General features: G+C 70.4%; 15 protein-coding genes. 9 read left to right on the top strand and 6 right to left on the bottom strand.

Features of this window, described 5'->3' with window-relative positions:
• Positions 1-86 precede the first annotated feature (86 nt).
• Complete coding sequence (locus BXA11_RS29115) at positions 87-1,571, top strand: alpha/beta hydrolase-fold protein (protein WP_076439682.1); 1,485 nt, start codon at positions 87-89, stop codon at positions 1,569-1,571.
• 184 nt (positions 1,572-1,755) lie between these two features.
• On the opposite strand, the gene BXA11_RS29120 is transcribed toward BXA11_RS29115, so the two are convergent.
• Positions 1,756-2,523 (bottom strand): IclR family transcriptional regulator, encoded by a 768-nt coding sequence (locus BXA11_RS29120; protein WP_076439684.1) that lies wholly within the window; start codon positions 2,521-2,523, stop codon positions 1,756-1,758.
• 263 nt (positions 2,524-2,786) lie between these two features.
• On the opposite strand from BXA11_RS29120, the gene BXA11_RS29125 reads away from it, so the two are divergent.
• The 5 genes from BXA11_RS29125 to BXA11_RS29145 all read left to right on the top strand — a co-directional run bounded on the left by BXA11_RS29125 (position 2,787) and on the right by BXA11_RS29145 (position 8,168).
• On the top strand, positions 2,787-3,926 hold the full coding sequence (locus BXA11_RS29125) for an ABC transporter substrate-binding protein (RefSeq protein ID WP_159454854.1): 1,140 nt from the start codon (positions 2,787-2,789) through the stop codon (positions 3,924-3,926).
• Between the two features lie 69 nt (positions 3,927-3,995).
• Positions 3,996-4,940 (top strand): carbohydrate ABC transporter permease, encoded by a 945-nt coding sequence (locus BXA11_RS29130; RefSeq protein WP_076439688.1) that lies wholly within the window; start codon positions 3,996-3,998, stop codon positions 4,938-4,940.
• Positions 4,940-5,770, top strand: coding sequence for a carbohydrate ABC transporter permease (locus BXA11_RS29135; RefSeq protein ID WP_076439690.1), 831 nt, complete (start codon positions 4,940-4,942; stop codon positions 5,768-5,770). The genes BXA11_RS29130 and BXA11_RS29135 overlap by 1 nt, the downstream gene beginning before the upstream one ends.
• 8 nt (positions 5,771-5,778) lie before the next feature.
• Positions 5,779-6,960 (top strand): mandelate racemase/muconate lactonizing enzyme family protein, encoded by a 1,182-nt coding sequence (locus BXA11_RS29140; RefSeq protein WP_076439691.1) that lies wholly within the window; start codon positions 5,779-5,781, stop codon positions 6,958-6,960.
• On the top strand, positions 6,957-8,168 hold the full coding sequence (locus BXA11_RS29145) for a fumarylacetoacetate hydrolase family protein (RefSeq protein WP_083744660.1): 1,212 nt from the start codon (positions 6,957-6,959) through the stop codon (positions 8,166-8,168). The genes BXA11_RS29140 and BXA11_RS29145 overlap by 4 nt, the downstream gene beginning before the upstream one ends.
• A gap of 22 nt (positions 8,169-8,190) precedes the next feature.
• On the opposite strand, the gene BXA11_RS29150 is transcribed toward BXA11_RS29145, so the two are convergent.
• The 4 genes from BXA11_RS29150 to BXA11_RS29165 all read right to left on the bottom strand — a co-directional run bounded on the left by BXA11_RS29150 (position 8,191) and on the right by BXA11_RS29165 (position 12,696).
• Complete coding sequence (locus tag BXA11_RS29150) at positions 8,191-9,144, bottom strand: MFS transporter (protein WP_143734572.1); 954 nt, start codon at positions 9,142-9,144, stop codon at positions 8,191-8,193.
• 81 nt (positions 9,145-9,225) lie between these two features.
• A complete protein-coding gene (locus tag BXA11_RS29155; RefSeq protein WP_076439695.1) occupies positions 9,226-10,131 on the bottom strand; it encodes a D-isomer specific 2-hydroxyacid dehydrogenase family protein in 906 nt (301 codons plus the stop codon).
• A 112-nt stretch (positions 10,132-10,243) separates the two neighbouring features.
• Positions 10,244-11,347: a glutathione-independent formaldehyde dehydrogenase gene (locus BXA11_RS29160; protein WP_342202891.1), complete on the bottom strand. Its 1,104-nt coding sequence runs from the start codon at positions 11,345-11,347 to the stop codon at positions 10,244-10,246.
• Positions 11,348-11,565: 218 nt separating this feature from the next.
• The gene (locus BXA11_RS29165) at positions 11,566-12,696 is read right to left on the bottom strand and encodes a sensor histidine kinase (protein ID WP_076439699.1); all 1,131 of its coding nucleotides are present in this window, start codon (positions 12,694-12,696) and stop codon (positions 11,566-11,568) included.
• Positions 12,697-12,820: 124 nt separating this feature from the next.
• On the opposite strand from BXA11_RS29165, the gene BXA11_RS29170 reads away from it, so the two are divergent.
• From BXA11_RS29170 to BXA11_RS29180, 3 genes are read left to right on the top strand one after another with little or no spacing between them, the layout of a single operon-like run.
• Complete coding sequence (locus tag BXA11_RS29170; protein WP_051762048.1) at positions 12,821-13,450, top strand: TetR/AcrR family transcriptional regulator; 630 nt, start codon at positions 12,821-12,823, stop codon at positions 13,448-13,450.
• Positions 13,447-13,647 (top strand): ferredoxin, encoded by a 201-nt coding sequence (locus BXA11_RS29175; protein WP_030509837.1) that lies wholly within the window; start codon positions 13,447-13,449, stop codon positions 13,645-13,647. The genes BXA11_RS29170 and BXA11_RS29175 overlap by 4 nt, the downstream gene beginning before the upstream one ends.
• A gap of 1 nt (position 13,648) precedes the next feature.
• Positions 13,649-14,917 carry a cytochrome P450 gene (locus tag BXA11_RS29180; RefSeq protein WP_081903755.1) on the top strand — a complete coding sequence of 423 codons (1,269 nt, stop codon included), beginning with the start codon at positions 13,649-13,651 and terminating at the stop codon, positions 14,915-14,917.
• Here BXA11_RS29180 and BXA11_RS29185 read toward each other — a convergent pair.
• The gene (locus BXA11_RS29185) at positions 14,875-16,233 is read right to left on the bottom strand and encodes a glycosyltransferase family 4 protein (protein ID WP_076439701.1); all 1,359 of its coding nucleotides are present in this window, start codon (positions 16,231-16,233) and stop codon (positions 14,875-14,877) included. The two genes, BXA11_RS29180 and BXA11_RS29185, sit on opposite strands and share 43 nt — an antisense overlap.
• Positions 16,234-16,341: the final 108 nt, after the last annotated feature.

Raw genomic sequence — 16,341 nt, forward strand, 5'->3', positions numbered from 1 at the left:
CCGTCGCCCATCCCCATCGTCCGCCGAGGATTCAACGAGGTAGAAGGCTGAGGTCGCTTCTGGCCGGCCTCACGGTCGCGACAGCGGTGGCCGCGGTCGGGGTGTCGGCCCCTCCGGCCTCGGCGGCGCCGGTGAAGCCGCTGGGGCCGACCCTGGTCAAGTCCGACGCGCCCCCGACCGGGTACGCGGTGACATTCCGATACCAGGCGCCCGCCGGCGTCGACAGCGTGCAGATCTACGGCGACTGGTTCTTCGCTCAGCCCGACAACGTCGGCGACAACCACCCGCCGTCCCAGTGGCAGCCGGGCGACACCGCGGCCACCCCCTGGCGCATCCTGCCCATGCAACTCGGGTCCGACGGGGTATGGGAGATCACCGTCCCGTTACCCGCCGGAACGTTCCGCTACGCCTTCACCCACGACTGCACCAACGTGGAGGCCACCGGCTGCGCGCTGCACGACGACCCGGCCAACCGGTGGGAGGTGCAGCCCCAGTACCCGAGCGCGCCGGGCGCGGTGCGCAGCACGATTTACGTACCGAGCAGCGCGAAGTTCCCCACCTACGACAACGACTATCAGGCGCCGGTCAAGGCCGATGAGGCCGGGAAGCTGGAGTCGCGGCGGTATCCGTCGCCGCTGTCGACCAACCCGGCCGGGGTGCATGACATCGTCGTCTACACGCCGCACGGTTACGACCCGAACCGGGCGACGCCCTATCCCACGCTCTACCTGAGCCACGGTGCCGGGGACAGCTCGATCGCCTGGACGATGCAGGGCGTGGCCCACCACATCGTGGAGAACGCCATCAGGGACGGCGCGGTGCAGCCGATGGTGGTCGTGTCCACCGACTTCAACGGCCTGCCCGGTGGCAACCAGGGGTACGCCAACGAGCTGCGCAACAACGTCATCCCGTTCGTGGAGCAGAACTACCACGTCTCGACCCGGCCGGAGGACCGCGCCTTCGGCGGGTTCTCGGCGGGCGGGAGTCGCGCGTTCACCATCATGTACGACAACACCGACCTGTTCGCCTACGACGCCGCCTGGAGCATCGGCGGGCCGGCCGCCTCGCAGGCGCAGATCGACCGCCTGAAGACGGTGCCCGGCGGCCTCCTCTTCGGCACCGGACGGCAGGACGGCACCAGCGCCCAGAGCCTGCACACACGCGCCGAGGCGCTGCGGTCCGCCGGAGTCGACATCAAGGAGTACTACGTCGACGGCATGCACACCTGGCATGTCTGGCGTCCGATGCTCAACTTCTATCTGCGTAACGTGGCGTTCCGCACCACCACGACGGGCCTGGACGTCACCGCCACGCCCGCCGGGAACTCCCACAACGTCAGGCTCACGGCGACCGCCGCGGTGGGCACCGTGACCGCCAACGTCGCCTCCCCCACCGGCAAGGTCGACTTCTACGCCGGTGACACCCACCTCGGATCCGCACCGGTCAAGGACGGTGTGGCCACCTTCCGCAAGGCCGTCGAGGGCGCGCTCCTCGACGGCCCCGTCGTCGCCCGCTACCCGGGCGACAAACTGTTCAACGCGTCACAGAGCACGCAGGTGACCGTCGACTGACCTGGTTCCTTCCACCGACCCGGCAGGGCCTTGCCGTGGCGCCTCCCACCTACGGAGGTGCCACGGCAAGGTCGTCTGAAGACCCGAGCCTGCGACCTAGCCTGCGATCTGGGGAAGCCCTGGGAGAGTCGGCGTGTCAGGCCAACGCCGACGGCACCTCGAAGTGCCCCCCACAGGTCGCGACTCAGCTCGCCGGCGGCGCCTCCGGCGTGTATCCGACTTCTTGTGAGATCAGCGTCGCGGTCTCCAGCAGCAGCGGAAGTTTCTCCTTCAACTGGTCCAAGGTCTCGATCACCTCGATCGCGGTGATGGAGACGGCGGCGACGACCTTGCCGCGTGAATCCCTGACCGGCGCGGCCACGCACATGACGTAGGCGTCGTGCTCTCCGTTGTCGACAGACCAGCCTTGCTCGCGGACCTGCGCGAGTTCGGCTTCGAAGGACTCGCGATCGGTGATCGTCGTGTCGGTGTACCGGTCGAAGTCGACGTGCGCGAGCAGGCGATCGCGGTCCTCCCTGGGGAGGTAGGCGAGGATCGCCTTCCCGACGGCGCTCGCATACAGTGAGACGGCCCGGCCGATCCGAGACGGCAGCTTCACCGCGTCGAACGCGGGGCTGTCGACCTTGTCGATGTAAATGATCTCGTTGCCGGTCAGCTGTGCCAGGTGCACGGTATGGCCCGTCTGCCCCTGGAGCCGGCGCAGGTGCGCGGACGCGAACTGACGTAGGTCCATCGAGCCGAGCGCGAGCTCGGACAGTTCGATGAGCCCGCTCCCGAACACGTAGGTCCCCGCCCCTGTCTTGCGCACGAACCGCGCGGCCTCAAGCGCTTGCAAGATCCGCAAAGCCGTGGACTTGTGGACGCCGAGCACGTCCGCGGCCTCCGTGAGGGTCAGCGGATGTTCCGCTGCCACCCGGATCAGGTTGATCGCGCGCTGGATGGATTGTGCCACTACTGCCCTCCCTGCGTTGCACTACGCGCAATGTAGAGCATATGCCGCGCAACCGCTCGCTCCTTGACAGTGTTGCACATGTTGCTACGATCGTTGCAAGAAAACGGCGTTTCGGGGGAACGAACGGTTGATTACGGGAGTAACACATGGAGCTGCATCGCGTTCGCCGTAGCATGGCTGTGGCGACCAGTCTCATCTGTACGGCCGTCGCCTTCCTGAGCGGCTGCGGCTCTGACAGTGAATCCGGAAGCGGATCCGGCGGCGTGACCACGCTGACCTTCGCCGCCTCGACGTTCGGCGACCCCGGCCGCGGGCCACTGCTCACGAAGTGGCTCGATGACTTCAACAAGAGTCAGAGCAAGGTCCGGGTGTCCGCCGCGGCGGTGCCGTACCCGACCTTCGGCCAGACCGTCCTGACCCAGATGGGCAGCGGGCAAGGGCCGGACCTGATCCGCTTCGACATGCCCGAGTTCGAGTCCGCCTCGGACGCCGGCCTCATCGCGCCGCTCGACGACCTGATCGACGTCAGCAAGTATGACCTGCTCAAGCAGCCGGACCAGTTCATGGTCCACGACGGCAGGCGAGACGGGATCATCTTCGAGGCGTCGAACTACGCGATGTTCTACAACGCCGACCTGATCTCGAAGCCGCCGACGACTTACGAGGAGTTCGCCAAGACGGCGCAATCGCTGACCAAGGGCGACGTCTACGGCCTGGCGTTCCGTCAGACGGAGGCCGAGGAGGCCGGTGTCTGGCAGGACATCTTCAACTACGTCTACGGTTTCGGCGGCAAGTGGTCGGACGGCAAGAACCTGACCATCAACTCGCCGGAGAACCTCAAGGGCCTGCAGGCGTACAAGGACCTGTACGACGCGAAGGTGATCCCGCGGGGCGCGGACGCGGCGACGTTCCGCCGCATGTTCGCCGAGGGCAAGGTCGGCATGGAGCTCAACAACGGCGGCTACGTGACGGCGACCCGCGGCCAGAACCCCAACCTGAACTTCAGCGTCGCGCCCATCCCGTTCCCGGTCCGCAGCCAGGGCGCCATCCTCGCGCCCATCGTGATCAACGAGGCGAGCCCGTCGAAGGAGGCCGCGGCCACCTTCATCCGCTGGGCGCTTGAGCCGGCCAACCAGGTGAAGCTGCAGGAGATCCTCGGCGCGAGCAGCGTGGCGACGGTCACCCAGCGCAGCGCCGAGAAGCTCAAGGAGACGCCCTTCCTCAAGGTGTTCGACGACCTCACCGAATCGAGCCTGCCGCAGATCGTCCTGGGATTCGAGGCGAAGACGCCCGACATCCGCAAGATCGTCGTGCAGAACGTCGTCGCGGCGCTCCAGGGCACGGTCGACCTCAAGACCGCGCTGGACCGCGCCCAGGAGCAGGCGACCAAACTGGTCGGTTGATCGGACGAGACCGCCGGCGTGAGCATCCCTCCCGCCGGCGGCGTCCTACTCGAACAAGGACCGAACTCGATGACTGTGCTGAAACAACAGCAGACCTCAGGGTCTCGATCCGAGACCCGGCGTCGAGGCAGCCCGCGGGGAAGCAAGTGGACGCCCTACCTCTTCCTGGCGCCCGCCGCCGTCTTCATCCTCGTCTTCCAGGTCGTTCCGCTCGTTCAGGAGATCTTCCTGAGCTTCACGCGGACGTCGCTGCTGAACCCCACCCGCAGCACGTGGGTGGGGCTGGACAACTTCACCCGCATCTTCGGTGACGAGGACTTCCGCCGCACCCTTCTCACCACCTTCATCTACGTGATCGTGTGTGTTGTCGGCGCCGTGGGATCCGGGCTCGCCGTCGCCCTGCTTCTCAACAAAGGGTTCCGCGGCAGGGGGTGGGCGCGCGCGCTGGTGACCATTCCGTGGGCGGCGCCCGGCATCGCGGTCGCGCTCATCGCGACGTGGATGCTCAACCCGGACTACGGGATCGTGAACCGCTTCCTGGACGCGGTCGGCCTCGGCGTCCCGGGCGGCGCCATCCTCGACAGCCCGAAGTACGCTCTCCCGGCGATCCTCGCCACGACCATCTGGCAGCTGTTCCCGTTCACCTCGGTGGTGCTGCTGTCCGCGCTGCAGTCCGTGCCCCCGGACCTGACCGAGGCCGCGACGGTGGACGGCGCAGGGCGGTGGTGGACCTTCCGCGCCGTCACCTGGCAGGTCATCAAGCCCACCATCGGACTGCTCGCCATCCTCATGACCATCTGGTCGCTGCGGCGGTTCGAGCTCATCTGGCTCATGACCAAGGGGGGACCGGTCGGCGCGACCGAGACGCTCGTCATCGACCTCTACTCGGAGGCCTTCGACTCCAAGCAACTCGGTTCCGCGGCGGCGATCGGCATGGTCGGGGTGGTCGTGTCGCTCATCGTCGTCGCCGGCAGCCGGTTCGTCGCCCGCGCCGCCGAAAGGGAGGCCCGCTGATGAGGCCGCTTCGCATCGGTCTGACCCTGCGCATCCTCGGCGTCCTCGTCGTGCTCGGCGTCGCCGTCTTCCCCCTGTACTGGATGATCGTCACGGCGCTGTCGAGCAACTCGGATCTCTTCGCCGCGAAGGCTCGGCTCGTCCCCGACTTCTCCCAATTCGGGGTCTTCATCGACGCGCTGGCCGAAGGCAAGGCGCTGGGTTGGCTGCGCAACAGCCTGGTGATCGCCCTCGGCACGACAGTCCTCTCGATCGGCCTCGGCATTCCGCTCGGCTACGCGCTCTCGCGGTTCTCGTTCTGGGGCAAGGCCGTCGTGACCGTGCTTCTGCTGTTCACGCAGATGCTTCCCGAGGCGCTCATGGTCGTGCCGCTGTTCTCGCTCTTCCGGCGGTTCGGCCTGCTCGACTCCCTGGGCGGCCTCATCCTGGTCAACTCCGCCTTCGTCCTGCCGATCGTCGCCCTCATCCTCAAGGGCGCGATCGACGGCATCCCGCGCGCGCTGGAGGAGTCCGCGCGTGTCGACGGAGCACGGCCGCTCACGGTGCTGACGCGCATCAACGTGCCGCTGATCGCGCCGTCCATCGCGGCCACCGCGGTCATCGCGTTCTTCCACGCCTGGAACGAGTACGTGTTCGCCGTGACATTCATCTTCACCCCCGGGAAGCAGCCGGCCTCGGTGGGGATCGCGAACTTCATCGGCGAGCTGGGCACGCCGATCCAGACGGTGATGGCGGTCGCGTTCATGTTCACGCTGCCCGCCGTCGTCTTCTACCTGTTCGCGCAGAGGCATGTGGTGGCCGGCATGACCGCCGGCGCCGTGAAGGGGTAAACGGGAGCATGAAGATCACCTCGGTCGACACCCTCGTCGTCGACTTCTACCGCACCAACCTCGTGATCGTCCGCGTCACCACCGACGAGGGGATCGTCGGACTCGGCGAGGCGACGCTGGAGGGCAAGGAGCGCGCCGTCCAGGGAGCCGTCGCCGAAGTCGCCGAAGCCGTGGTGGGGCTCGATCCCACCCGTATCTCCGGCATCCTGTACGAGCTGGCGAGAGACTGGTACTGGCGAGGCGGCCCGGTCATCATGACCGCGCTGAGCTCGCTGGAAATGGCGCTGTGGGACATCTCGGCACGGGAGCTCGGTGTCCCCGTCTCCCGGCTTCTCGGCGGCGCCACCCGGGACCGGGTGCGTGCCTATGCCAACGGCTGGTTCTCGGGAGCCGTCACGCCTGAGGACTACGCCGCCGCCGCGAGGAGGACCGTCGACAGCGGCTTCCGCGGTCTCAAGTGGGATCCCTTCGAGAACTTCGACCTGACGATCACGTCCCGGCAGCTGGACCGCGTGCTCGCGCAGATCGACGCTGTCCGCTCCGCGGTCGGGCGCGACGTCGAGCTGTTCATCGAGGGCCACGGCCGGTTCGACGTCCGCCACGCGATCAAGGTCGCACGCGAGATCGCCCAGTTCGACCCGGTGTGGTTCGAGGAGCCGTGCCCTCCGGACAACCTCGACGCCCTCGTCGACATCCGCCGGGCGTCTCCGGTGCCCATCGCCGCCGGGGAGCGTTGGTTCGGCCGGCAGGGTTTCGCGCCGGCGATCGCCCGTCAGGCGGTCGACTTCGTCCAGCCCGACGTGACGCACGCCGGCGGCATCGCCGAGCTGGCCTTCATCTCGACGCTCGCCGCGACCAGCTACGTCGGTTTCGCCCCGCACAATCCCAGCGGGCCGCTGAGCACCGCGGCGACGCTGCAACTCGGGGCGACCCTGCCCAACTTCCGATACCTGGAAATCATGGCGACCGACGTGCCGTGGCGCCCGGAGATCACCAACGAACGACTCGTGCTCACGAAGGAGGGCGACGTCATGATCCCGGCAGGGATCGGACTCGGCATCGAACTCGATCTCGAGGCGATCGCGCGGCACCCCTTCACACCCCACCCCCTGCGGATGTTCCAGGACGCCGTCTTCGACATCCGCCCCGAGGACGAGCGGTCCTTCTTCAACCTGGGAGACTCCGTATGAGCCAGGCATCGTCCGCGGCGTACCCCGCCGAGGTCGACTGGTTCGGCACGGCCGCCGACGCGCTGCCGGACGACGCCGAGGACAGCATTCTGATCGGCCGGATCTGGGATCCCGGCGTCGAAGGGCCGTCACCCGTCGTCGTCCGCAACGGCGACGTCCTCGACATCAGCGCCGAGTTCCCGACGATCCGCGACGTCTGTGAACTGCCGGATCCCGCCGCCGTGGTGTCCAGGCTCGACGGGCGGCGGGTCGGCGGCTTCCGGGACGTGCTCGCCAACACCGGCGCCGCGGACCGGGACCGCACCCGGCCCTGGTTGCTCACACCGGTCGACCTCCAGGCGCTCAAGGCCGCCGGGGTGACCTTCGCCGTCTCGATGATCGAGCGCATCATCGAGGAACGGGCCCGTGGCGACCTGCTGCTCGCCGCGGACATCCGCCAGCGGATTCTCGCCGGCCTCGGAGCCGACCTGCACGGCCTGTCACCGGGCTCGGAGGAGGCGACGCGGCTGAAGGACCTCCTCGTCGCCGAGGGCATCTGGAGTCAGTACCTGGAGGTCGGCATCGGACCGGATGCCGAGATCTTCACCAAGGGCCAGATCCTCTCCGCCATGGGAACCGCGGTCCCCGTCGGCGTGCTCGCCGCCTCGACCTGGAACAACCCGGAGCCCGAAGTGGCGCTCATCGTCCAGTCGAGCGGCCGGATCGTGGGGGCGACCCTCGGCAACGACGTGAACCTCCGGGACGTCGAGGGCCGATCCGCGCTGCTGTTGCCGAGGGCGAAGGACAACAACGCCTCGTGTGCGCTGGGACCGTTGATCCGGCTCTTCGACGAGCGGTTCGACCTGGAACAGGTACGCGGCCTCGTGGTGGGCCTCGACATCGAAGGCATGGACGGCTTCCGCCTTGAGACCGTCTCAGAGATGGCGCGGATGTCACGTGATCCGGAGGCGCTGGTGCGGCAGATGATCGGGCCGCATCATCACTATCCCGACGGCGCGGTCCTCATGCTCGGCACCATGTTCGCGCCCATCCAGGACCGCGACCGCCCCGGCGAGGGGTTCACGCACAAGGTCGGCGACATCGTCAGGATCAGTTCCCCGGCGCTCGGCACCCTGGTCAACCGCGTCCGGCACGCCGAGGAGTGCGAACCCTGGAACTTCGGAGTACGCGATCTCATGGGGAATCTCGTGAAGAGGGGACTCCTGTGAGCATCGTCGTCGGTCGATCCGCCTAATCGCCGGTTCTCCCCATGACGCGGCGGGCTCGGTCGTCACCGAGCCCGCCGTTCACATCGTGATCGGCGGACCGCCGGGCCCGCAGCAGCGGGACGGCGGCGGCGAGCGCGGCGACCGTGGCGAGTGCGGCGGGTGCGACGCCGCCCACCTCCGCCAGCCGCTCCGCGGGCTCCTCCAGGAGGCCCGCCACGCCGTCGGCCACAGTGGTGAGGACGATCAGCACAGCGCCCGTGCGCCCGAGCAGCCGGTGGGGTGTGACGGCCTGCCGGTGGCTGAGCAGGGCGACGAAGGCGATCAGTCTTCCGGCCGCCGGGACGGCGGTCCCGAGGACGTACCAGGCCCATCCGGGCCCGATGCCGGACAAGGCGAGCAGCAGGGTGAACGGCCCGCTCACGATCAGGGCCCACCAGGCCAGGCGGAAGGTCCCGATCCTGCGGTGCAGCAGCACGGCCACCAGCGCCCCGAGGACGCAAGGGACGTACGCCGGCGCGCTCATCAGCCACCAGGCAGACCCGCTGCCGGCCCCGCTCAGGCCGCGGAACGCGGTCTCCCACGCCTCGCCCGCCACCGCGCCGGCGATCTCGGCGACCACGGCCGACAGCACCAGATAGAGGGCGATCGCCCGCAGCGCCGGATGCCGGGCCGTGAAACGGATCCCCTCCGCCGTCTCCCGCCACAGCCCCGCCCTGGGCGGCGGCGGCGCCTCGACGGCGGAGACGCCCCGGAACAGCGCCGCCGTCGCGGCCAGTGCCAGGCCGATCGCGAACAGGAACACGGGCCCCTGCCAGACGGCCCCCGTCAGCTTCATCGGCACGACGACGATCTGCGGCAGCAGGGTCAGCAGCAGGACGTTCGCCGGAAGCAGGCGCTCGCGCCGCACGACGGACGGCAGGTACGCGTCCCGGCCGAGTCCCGTCACCATCGCCAGGACGCCGCTCGCCGGCATCACCGCTAGGAGGATCGGCCAGGCGGGTGCTCCGAGAGCCCCGGCCGCCGGGACGGACGTGAGGGCCACCGCCCGGCTGCGGCGTCAGTAGCCCCGCGCCGGATCGATGCGGCCGAGGAGCGGCTCCCCCCGCAGGTAGCGGGCGACGTTCTCGCGTACCCGCTCGGCGAGGCTCTCGTCGAGACGGGCCTGCGGGTTGGCGCTGTGCGAGGTGATCAGCGCGTTCGGCTCGGCCCACAGGCCGTGCCCGTCCGGCAGCGGCTCGGGGTCGGTGACGTCGAGGGCGGCGCCGCCGATCTCCCCGGCGCGCAGCGCGGCGAGCAGGGCGTCGGTGTCGACCAGTTCACCCCGGGCCACGTTGACCAGCCACGCGCACGGGCCCAGGGCCCGCAGCTGGTCCCGGCCGACCATCCGGTAGGTCTCCGGAGTGGCGGGCGCGGCCAGGATGACATGATCGGCGCGCGACCAGACGGCGGCCAGTCCGTCGAACGGCACCGTCTCGGCCGCGCCCTCGACGGGCTCGCCCGAGCGGTTGACCGCGAGGACGTCCGCGCCCAGGGCGCGCAGCGCGGGGATGACCGCTCTGCCGATCCCGCCCGCGCCGACGACGGCCACCGTGCTCCCGCGCAGCGTGCCGGGCTGGTCGCGGTGCCACGTACGGCGACGGGCGGCGGCGGGCAGCCGGTGCACTCCGGCCAGCAGCAGGGCGAGGGCGTGCTCGGCGACCTGCGGGGCGTAGGCCCCCGCGGCCGAGCACCAGACCCGGGTGGAGTCGACGAGCCCCTCCCGCGTCCACCGTTCGACACCCGCGGACGGCAGCTGGACCCAGCGCACGCTCGGCGTCAGGTAGTCCCGCACGCCCTCCGGCCGCGAGTCGGTCCAGACCAGCGCCTCCGCCCTGCGGGGATCACCGACGACCTCGCCACCGGCGGCACGGACGGATTCGACGATCAGCGGGGGGTCCGCCGGGGCCACGCAGACGGTGAGCACGCCTGTCCCTTCCTGGTCGCGCCGGGCGCCTCCGCGGCGCGGCTCTCCCCCCAAGAGTAGGGTCCGCCCGCTTCGGGCGATCACGGGCCCGGCGCCGTGTGATCAAGGCGGGTCAGGCGGCTCCGTTCGGGTGCAGCACCACCTTGGTCCAGCCCTTGTCCCGCGCGTCGAAGTGCGCGTACGCCTTGGGAGCGTCGTCGAGGCCCAGCTCCTGGGAGACGATCCAGGACGGCCGGGCGCCGGCCTCGTGGATGAGGGAGCACAGCTGGCGGTTGTAGTTTTTGACGTTGCACTGGCCGGTGCTCATCGTCTGGCCCTTGGACCAGAAGGTCCCGTAGTCGATGGCCACCTGACCGCGCTTGTACAGGTCGTTCCGACCGCCGGGGTCGTGGGCGAGGAACAGGCCGACGACGGCGATGTTCCCGGTGAACTTGACCGACCTGACCAGGTTGTTCAGGGTCATGTTGGGATGCTCCGCGCCTTCCGGGTCGTGCGCCTGGAAGCCCACGCACTCGCAGCCGCGGTCGGCGCCCATCCCCTGGGTCAGCTCCAGGATCTGATCGACGGGGCTGGCCCGGGAGTCGTCGATCGGGATCGCGCCGATCTCCTCGGCCTTGGCCAGCCGGTCCGGATGGTGATCGATGACCATGACGCCGCTCGCGTTCCTGAGCAGGGCGGAGTAGGCGGCCATCAGCCCGACCGGGCCCGCGCCGTAGACGACGACGGTGTCGCCCGGCTGCACGCAGGCGAGCATCGTGGCGTGCCAGCCGGTGGGCCACACGTCGGCCAGCATGACGTAGTCGGTCTGCCTCTCTCGCGCGTCTTCCGGCAGGACGAGGCAGTTGTAGTCCCCGTACGGCACGCGCAGCAGCTCGGCCTGACCGCCGTTGTACGGGCCCATGTCGGCGTAGCCGTACGCCGCGCCGGCCAGGCCCGGTGTGGGATTGGTGGTCAGGCAGAAGGCCGTGAGGCCCTGCTCGCAGTTGGCGCAGAAGCCGCAGGAGATGTTGAACGGCAGACAGACCATGTCGCCGACCTTGACCCGGTCGACGGCGTCCCCGATCTCCACGACCTCGCCGAGGTTCTCGTGCCCGAGGACCCGGCCGGGTTCGAAGTCGGTCCTGCCCTCGTACATGTGCAGATCGGAGCCGCAGATGTTGGTTGTGGTGACGCGGACGAGCACGTCCGTGTGCCGTTCGATTCTGGCGTCCGGCACGGTGGTGACGCTGACGTGTCGGGGGCCTTCGTAGACCACGGCTTTCATGGCTACCCTCAAACGAGATCGTTACGGCAGACGCGTGTGAAGCGGCGCGCCGGCGCTCCGCTTCCGTGGCGGCGGCCCTGTGAACCGGGCCGCTGCGTTCCGGGCTCACGTTCCCGCTGTACCGGTCGGTATGAGGGGGACCTACCCCGCTGGGTAGGGGAAAAACCGTTTCAGTCGTGCGGCAGCCGGAGGGGGAGCCGGGCGGCGAGTGCGAAACCGCCCTCGGGGGTCGGCCCGGAGGAGAACCGGCCCTGGGCGAGGCAGACGCGCTCCCTGATGCCGGCCAGGCCGTATCCGCCGCCGAGGGAGGGCGCCGGCCTGACCGTCCTCTCACCGGGGTGGGCGCGGTCCGGAGTGTCGACCACGGAGACGGCCACCTGGTCGCCGGTGACCTCACAGGTGACCTTGACGAGGGAGTCCGGTGCGTGCTTGCGCACGTTGTTCAGCCCCTCCTGCACGAGGCGGTAGCACGCGTGCGAGACCTGTCGTGGCAGCGCCCCCGGGGGAGTGTCGAGGCGGAGATCGACCTTGAGCCCGCTGGCCTGCGCTTCGCCGACCAGCCGGGTGATGGCCTCGGTGCCCGCGGCGAGGTCCCCTTCGTCGCGCCGGAGCACGGTGAGCAACTGCCGCAGTTCGCCGAGCGCCTGCACGCCCTTGTCCTCGATGCTCGCCGTCAGCGCCCGGATCTCGTCCGGCTCGGTGGTGTCGCGGGCTATGCCCGCGTTGAGCACCATGGCGGTGACCGCGTGGGTGACGGTGTCGTGCATCTCCCTGGCGATCTTGCGGCGCTCCTCGGAGGCGGCGATCTCCTCGCGTTCGCGTACGCCGATACGCAGTTCCCTGATGAGCCGCCGGTAGGCGTTCACCCAGGTGCCGACGACCGCGGGCAGGTAGATGAGGGTCAGCGCGCGGACGATGTTCAGGTAGACCGAGTGGTCGCTGTGCGGGTTGCGGTAGTCGACGGCGAAGTAGACCACGGTCACGGCGAGGGCGATGTACTGCCACCGGCGCACCCGGTGCTCGGCCGTCATCGAGAAGACGGCCAGGATCATCGGCACGACCTGCCCGGTGACGCAGGCGCACGCGACCGAGGCGACGATCGCGGGCCAGGGGGTGCGGCGCCGCACCATCATGGCCGCCGCCGTGATCACTCCCGTCGTGATCTCGAGCGCGTCCGGCGCGCCGCCCCAGAGGGAGAAGCTGTAGCCGGTGAGCGTCGTGGGCACGGTGAACGCGATGACGGCCGCGGCCAGCGCCGCGTCCACGAACCAGTCGCGATGCTCGTCCCATTTGTTCAACATTCTGCTATTTTGCGACCTTTGTCCGGTGCTTGGCGCATCCGCCGCCATTTTTTACGAGGCGTTGGCCTTAGGAGGAGCGGATGCGGTCTTGACGCAATCAAATGAACGAACATTTAATTTCGTCGTGGGGCGGATCGCTGGTGTCACCGCCGCGGAGACGCGGGAGCGGCTGCTGCGCGCGGCCGTCGACGTGTTCGCCCGGCGCGGGTACGACGGCACGCGCGTGGCCGACATCGCCGCGGCGGCCGGAGTGAGCAACGGCGCCCTGTACGCGCACTTCGGCTCGAAGGCCGAGTTGATCGTGGCCGCGCTGCGTGCCCACGGGCCCCGGCTGCTGGCCGACATGCTGGCCGCCGACCCCGGCCGGCCGGTCGCGGACCTGCTCGTCGCCGTGGGCCGCCGGCTCCCGCGCCGTCCCGACGCCCGCGGCTCCCTGATCGTGGAGGCGCTGGTCGCGGCCCGCCGCGACCAGGACGTGGCCCGTCCGATGCACGACTACGTCGGCGAGCGGGCCGGCTGGCTCGCCGGGCTCGTCCGCGCCGCCCAGGACGACGGTGAGATCGACCCGGCGCTCTCACCCGGCGCCGTCGCCCACCTGTGCCTCCTGCTCGCGATGGGCAGCGCGCTGCTCACGCCGGACCTGCACGCCGTCGGCGACGAGGAGTGGAGCGCCCTGCTCACCCGCCTCGTCGCCGCCATCGCCCCGACCGACCCCGCTTCGCGGACGCCACAGAAACAAGGGGAGCACCAGTGAAAGTGCAGATCGATCCCGCGCGCTGCCAGGGACACGGCCGCTGCTACGACCTGTCGCCCGACCTGTTCACCGAGGACGACGAGGGCTATGGCCAGGTCGTCGGCGACGGGGTCGTGCCGCCGGGCGGAGAGCGCGCCGCGCGGGTCGCGGTCTCCAACTGCCCGGAGAAGGCGATCGTCCTGGTCGAGGAGGCATGAGATGAGCGTCGACGATCGCTTCGTCCGCGACTTCCGGGAGGGGCAGGAGGAGCCCCTCGGCACGCGCAGCGAGATCATCACCGGCCCGGTCTCCGACTGGGCGAGCGACTTCTCCCACCTGGAGCCCGAATGGGCCGCCGATCCGTACCCCATCCAGGACGAGCTGCGGGCGCGCTGCCCGATCGCGCACACGGAGAGGTTCGGCGGCGGGTGGCTGCCGACGCGGTACGAGGACGTCGCCGCGATCGCCTATGACACCGAGCACTTCTCCTCCCGGGCGATCATCATGAGCAACTACCGGCCGCCCCGCGACATCGCGCCGGTGGGAGCCGTGCCGCCGATCTCCTCCGACCCGCCGTTCCACCACGACGCGCGCAAGCTGCTGCTCCCGGCGTTCACCAAGAAGGAGGTGGCCAAGCGGGAGGAGGCGGCGCGGGCGTTCTGCCACTCGCTGATCGACGGGTTCGAGGGCGCGGAGATCGTCGATGCCGCCCGCGACTACGCACAGCACATCCCGATGCGGGTCATCTCCGACATGCTGGGCTTCCCGCCGGAGGACGGGCCCAGGTTCCGGGAGTTCGTGGAGCACGCGCTCGAAGGCGTCAACCTGCCGCCGGAGCAGCGGGTCGCCAACATGGGGGAGCTGTTCGACTACCTGCTGGAGCAGATCCGCGACCACGTCGCCAGCCCGCGCGACGACCTCACCACCTACCTGATCGAGGCGGAGCTGTACGGCCGCAAGCTCGAGCCCTCGCACGTGGCCGGCACGATGGCCCTGCTGCTCATCGCCGGGATCGACACGACGTGGAGCGCGATCGGCGCCTCGCTGTGGCACCTGGCGAAGACCCCGGCCGACCGCGAGCGCCTGGTCGCCGAGCCGGGGCTGCTGCCGACCGCGATGGAGGAGTTCCTCCGGGCGTACGCGCCGGTCACGATGGCGCGGCTGGTCAAGGAGGACATCCACTGGCGCGGCGCCGACATGAAGGCCGACGACTGGGTCCTGGTGTCGTTCCCCGCCGCCAACCGTGATCCCGCGCAGTTCGACCGGGCCGACGAAGTGATCATCGACCGCGAGATCAACCGGCACGCGGCGTTCGGGCTCGGCATCCACCGCTGCGTCGGTTCCCACCTGGCCCGCATGGAGCTCCGGGTCGCCCTGGAGGTCTGGCTGGAGCGGGTCCCCGTGTTCGGCCTCGCCGACCCCTCGGCGGTGACCTGGGCCCCCGGTCAGGTGCGGGGACCGCGCACGCTTCCCCTCCGCATCGGCTGACCGCCGCGGGGCGGCCCGGCCGTCGTCAGGCCACGCTCCCGGCGGGGGCGCGCGGCGCTTTCGTACGCCTCCAGGGTGTGCCGGGCCGTACGCGCCCAGCTGTAGCGCTCCCGCACGTACGCGGCTCCCCGCAGGGCGAGCCGGTCCGCCGTTCCGGGGTCGCCGAGGAGGCGCAGCAGGGCCTCGGCCAGCTCGCCGGGATCGTCGCGGGCACAGCGAACGGCGCCGTCCCCGACGACCTCCGGCGAGTAGCCCGGCCCGACGACCACCGGGCGGGCGAGCGCCATCGCCTCGACCGCGACCAGGCCGAACGGCTCGTACACCGACGGGAAGACGCAGGCGTCGGCGGCCAGGAAGTGCGCGAACACCTCGGCGGGGGCGAGGAAGCGGTTGCCGGCGACCACGTGCGCGCCGGTCTGCGTCCGCTCGATCAGCCGGGCCACCGTCGCGGCGTCGCCGGTCTGCGGGGCCGGGGCGCCGATCAGCACGAACCGCACGTCACCGTGCTCGGCGGCGACCCGCGGCACCGCGCGGATCAGCGTGCCGACCCCCTTGTGCGGCGACGGCCGCCCCGCGAACACGACGAGCCGGCCCTGGCCACCGGGCAGATAGCGCCGCCGCACCTCCGCGCGGATCCGGTCGCGCTCGCCGCCGGGCAGCCCGGCCAGCCGCAGCAGGGCGGGCTCCTCGAAGCCGTGCGGCACGACGACCATCCGGTCCGCGGGCCAGCCGCGGGCGGCCAGGTCGTCGCGCATGCGGGCGCTCGGCACGAGGATCAGGTGCGCCGTCCTCGCCTGGGCCGTCTCCAGAAGGTCGAGCAGGACGGCGTACGCCGACCGGCGCCCCACTCCGGGGGCGTTCAGCTCGCGGGTGTGCACGTGGAACACCACCGGCAGCCGCCCCAGCACACGGCACAGGATCCCGGCCACGCAGCCCATCCAGTCGTGCACGGCGACGACCGCCCCGGTCCGTCCCGCCTCGGCTGCCAGGATCCGGGCGGCCGCCCGCACGTTGAACGCGAACAGCCCGGCGATCCTGGCGAGCCGCCGTACACCCGCGGGGAGGGCCGATCCTTCGCCCGGCCCGTACCCGGGGGTGGGCAGGCGGCGCAGTGTGACGTCGCCCCGGCGTTCCGCCCTGGGCGCCCGGCCCCGGCGGGCCGTGGCGCCGAAGACCACGACCGGCGCCCCCGCGTCCCGCAGGGCGTCCATGATCCGTTCGGCGTACCGGCCCAGCCCGCCGACGACGTCGGGCGGGACCTCCGAGCAGACGGCGTAGACGCGGACGCCGGGGGAGGCGCGATCAGCGGTGGGCACGGCGAGAACCTAGTCGCTCACCCCGCGCCCGGCCAAGACCGTCGCGGGCATTCCGGCCCGCGGCGGCAGCGGGACCGCACTGCACGACGAGGACGATCGGAGCGTGGG

The sequence above is a fragment of the Microbispora rosea genome (genome assembly GCF_900156315.1).
In the GTDB taxonomy this organism is placed as follows: Bacteria; Actinomycetota; Actinomycetes; order Streptosporangiales; family Streptosporangiaceae; genus Microbispora; species Microbispora rosea.